Source organism: Eubacterium sp. AM46-8 (assembly GCF_003466705.1).
Taxonomy (GTDB): domain Bacteria; phylum Bacillota; class Clostridia; order Lachnospirales; family Lachnospiraceae; genus Lachnospira.
The window spans coordinates 1-4,029 of the sequence record NZ_QSEU01000027.1 but is presented as its reverse complement, the minus strand read 5'-3'; the positions used below and the strand labels follow the sequence as shown (position 1 = coordinate 4,029).

At 27.4% G+C, this 4,029-nt stretch carries 4 protein-coding genes; all 4 read left to right on the top strand.

Annotated features, from left to right (window positions below; translation table 11 throughout):
- Positions 1–580: 580 nt before the first annotated feature.
- Entirely contained in the window at positions 581–1,219 is a 639-nt protein-coding gene (locus tag DW963_RS14205; RefSeq protein ID WP_502694440.1) for an FtsX-like permease family protein, read from the top strand.
- Positions 1,220–1,228: 9 nt separating this feature from the next.
- Entirely contained in the window at positions 1,229–1,885 is a 657-nt protein-coding gene (locus DW963_RS13010; RefSeq protein WP_117916339.1) for an ABC transporter ATP-binding protein, read from the top strand.
- Between the two features lie 55 nt (positions 1,886–1,940).
- Complete coding sequence (locus DW963_RS13005; protein WP_117916341.1) at positions 1,941–3,260, top strand: ABC transporter permease; 1,320 nt, start codon at positions 1,941–1,943, stop codon at positions 3,258–3,260.
- 96 nt (positions 3,261–3,356) lie between these two features.
- Positions 3,357–3,965 carry a response regulator transcription factor gene (locus DW963_RS13000; protein ID WP_502694439.1) on the top strand — a complete coding sequence of 203 codons (609 nt, stop codon included), beginning with the start codon at positions 3,357–3,359 and terminating at the stop codon, positions 3,963–3,965.
- Positions 3,966–4,029 lie beyond the last annotated feature (64 nt).

Here is a 4,029-nt window from a genome sequence, read left to right as displayed (position 1 = left end):
CTTTATATGAAAGTTCTAATTCTTCAATATCAATAAACAAAAAAAGATGGTAACTATTTTAATGTTAATGAATTTAAAGATATTGAAAAAATAAAAGAAATTGAAGAAAAAATAATTCAAATATGATGGATTAGCAAAGCTAAAAGATGCTAAAGTAGTTAGCGGAGAATAAAAGAAATTGAAGAAAAAATAATTCAAATATGATGGATTAGCAAAGCTAAAAGATGCTAAAGTAGTTAGCGGAGAACAAAGAATAAATAGAGAAGATTTATCTGACGAATTTAAGAATGTTGTTTCACTCGAAGCTACAAATAATACTAAAAGAAATATTTTATTTAGTAGTGGAGTATTTACAATTAAAGAAGGTAAAAATATAGGAGAAAATGATAAGGATTCAATTATTGTTCATGAAGAATTTGCTAAACAAAACAATCTAAAATTAGGTGATGAAGTTGATCTTGAATTACTAGATATTGAAAAAAGTGGAAAGATAAAAAGTCATAAATTTAAAATTATAGGGATCTTTTCTGGTAAAAAACATGAAACATATACAGGGCTATCTTCTGATTTTAGCGAAAATATGGTGTTTGTAGATTATTCAACAAGCCAAGAGATATTAAATAAATCAGAAAATAATAAAATTGCAAATAAAATTTTAATGTATTCTGGTAGTGCAGAATCTACGGACTTAGCCTTAAACAAATTAAAAGAGCTTAAAATTGATGAGTCAAAGTATTTTGTTGAAAAAGATTCTAATGCGTTTGAAGAGTCTTTGGAGTCAGTGAGTGGAATAAAACACATAATAAAAATAATGACTTATTCTATTATGTTAGGTGGGATGGTTGTTCTTTCATTAATCTTGATTCTATGGTTAAGAGAAAGAATTTATGAAATAGGTATATTTTTATCTATTGGAACATCTAAGATACATATTATAATGCAATTTATATTCGAGTTATTATTCATATCGATACCAAGTATAATATCTTCCTTATTTTTAGGAAATGTATTACTAAAAGTAATTGCAGGTGGAATCGTTAACTCAGAGGACTCAATGATTTCTGGTGGAAGTTTAATAAATGATAGTTTTATGTTAAATATTACAACACTTGGACAAAGTTATTTAATATTAATAAGTATTATTGTTTTATCAGTTGTATTTGCTTCTTCATTAATATTAATCAAGAAGCCTAAAGAAATATTATCAAAAATAAGTTAGGAGAAAATGATGGAAATATTAGAAATAAAGAATGTATCATATAGTTATGCCAATTCTAAAGAAAAAGTTTTGTCAGGAGTAAATCAAAAATTTGAACTTGGGAAGTTTTATGCGATAGTAGGAAAGTCAGGAGCAGGAAAATCTACACTTCTTTCCTTACTTGCTGGACTCGATAAACCTAAAACAGGACAAATATTGTTTAAGAATGAAGATATACAAAAGAAAGGATATAGTAATCATAGAAAAAATAATATATCTTTAGTATTTCAAAACTATAATTTAATAGATTATTTATCGCCGATTGAAAATATTAGATTAGTGAATAAATCAGCAGATGAAAGTATCTTGTTTGAACTAGGCTTAGATAAAAAACAAATAAAAAGAAATGTTATGAAATTATCTGGTGGACAGCAGCAAAGAGTAGCTATTGCCAGAGCATTGGTATCAGATGCTCCAATAATACTAGCTGATGAGCCTACTGGTAATCTAGACAGTGTTACTGCCGGAGAAATAATTAATATATTAAAGACATTAGCTAAAGATAGAAATAAATGTGTAATAGTTGTAACACACAGTAAGGAAGTATCAGATTCTGCGGATATCATTTTAGAACTAAGTGGTAAAAAGTTAAAAAAAGTAAATAAAATGAATTTGGAGGTTGAATAATGATAAAAATGCATTTGCTTATGTAACTAGAAAAAGCTTAAAATCAATAATTATTATGTTAGTTATTTTGGCTATGTCAACTTTAAGTCTTATAAGTTTATCTATTAAAGATGCTACGGACAGAGCTTCAAAAGAAACATTTGCTAATATAACAAATAGTTTTTCTATGGAGATAAATAGACAAGTAAATCCAGGAACACCTAGAGGTGGAGGAAATGTAAAAGGTGAAGATATTAAAAAGATAGCTCAAACAGATAGTATAGACTCCTATGTAAAAAGAATAAACAGTGTTGCAGATTTAGTTGATTATGATATTATTGAAACTAAAGAGACTCTTGCGAATCAATCGCCTAAAAGAGCAAAGAATTTCAAAAGAACAGTTATGTTAACTGGGGTTAACGACTCATCAAAAGAAACAAAATTTGTATCAGGAGCATATAAATTAGTAGAAGGAAAGCATTTAGAAAATGAAGATAAAAATAAAATCTTAATGCATAAAGATTTAGCTGAAAAAAATAATCTTAAAGTTGGAGATAAGATAAAAATAAAATCTAATTTATTTGATGCTGATAATGAGAAAGGTGCAAATGAAACAGTAGAAGTAGAAATTAAAGGTCTATTCGATGGGCATAATAGTGGTGGAGTAAGTGCAGCACAGGAACTATACGAAAATACATTAATTACTGATGTTCATACAGCTGCTAAAGTTTATGGTAATACAGAAGATACAGCTGTATACCAGGATGCAACATTCTTTGTAAAAGGTGATAAGAATCTTGATAGTGTAATAAAAGAGATTGAGAAATTAGATATAAATTGGAGAGAATATAATTTGATTAAAAGTTCATCAAATTATCCTGCATTACAACAATCTATATCAGGTATCTACTCAATTTCAAATAAATTATTTGCTGGCTCATTAATATTTGCAGGAGTTGTAGTTTCATTATTATTATTATTATGGATGAATGCCAGAAAGAAGGAAATAGCAGTATTACTATCATTAGGTATATCAAAATTAGAAATTTTTGGTCAATTCCTGATTGAGATGGTATTTATATCAATCCCCGCATATGTTGGCTCTTATTTCTTAGCTAGGTATACAGCTGAAAAGCTTGGGAATAATATATTGAATAAGGTTACTGGTGATATAGCTAAACAAATTGCCAGACAATCTGCATCTAGCCAATTAGGTGGTGGGGCAGAAGCTGAAGGATTTAACAAGACATTATCAAGTTTAGATATAAATGTATTACCTAAATTCATATTTTATGTAGTTATATTTATGAGTTTAGTACTTCTTGTATCTTTGATTATTTCTTCATTCAATATATTAAGAAGGAATCCAAAAGAATTATTAATTGACAATAAATAAATTTTTGGTGCTTTTTAGCACCAAAAATTTTTTTGCTTTTAAATATCCAATAATATGCTGTACAATATAAGCGAATAGGCTTAAGTGGAGGTATACATGAAAATATTAATTGTTGAAGATGATAATATGATAAGAGAGGGATTAAGTGAATATCTTTCAGAATTTGGATATACTGTTATTCAAGCTAAAGATGGAAGAGAAGCCTTGTCAAAATTTGATAGCGATATAAATCTGGTTATCTTAGACATACAGATACCTTTTATAAATGGTTTAGAAGTGTTGAAAGAAATTAGAAAGAAAAGCAATTTACCAATTCTAATCCTGACTGCATTTAGTGATGAAGAATATAAAATTGATGCGTTTACTAATCTGGCGGATGGATATATAGAAAAGCCATTTTCATTGCCGGTCTTAAAGGCCAGAATAGATTCTTTAATTAAGAAGAATTATGGATATTTAGAGAAGTTTGAATACAAGAATCTATCAGTTAATTTTAATAGCTATACAGCTAAAATAAATGGTGAAGAGATAGATGTAAATGCAAAAGAACTAGAAGTATTAAAATGTTTATTGAATAATAATGGACAAGTGTTAACAAGAATGCAAATTATTGATTATGTATGGAAAGACAGCGAAGAAACTCCTTATGATCGAGTAATAGATGTATATATAAAAGAACTTAGAAAAAAATTACAATTAGACTGATGTATATATAAAAGAACTTAGAAAAAAATTACAATTAGACTGTATAACTACTATAAGAAATGTA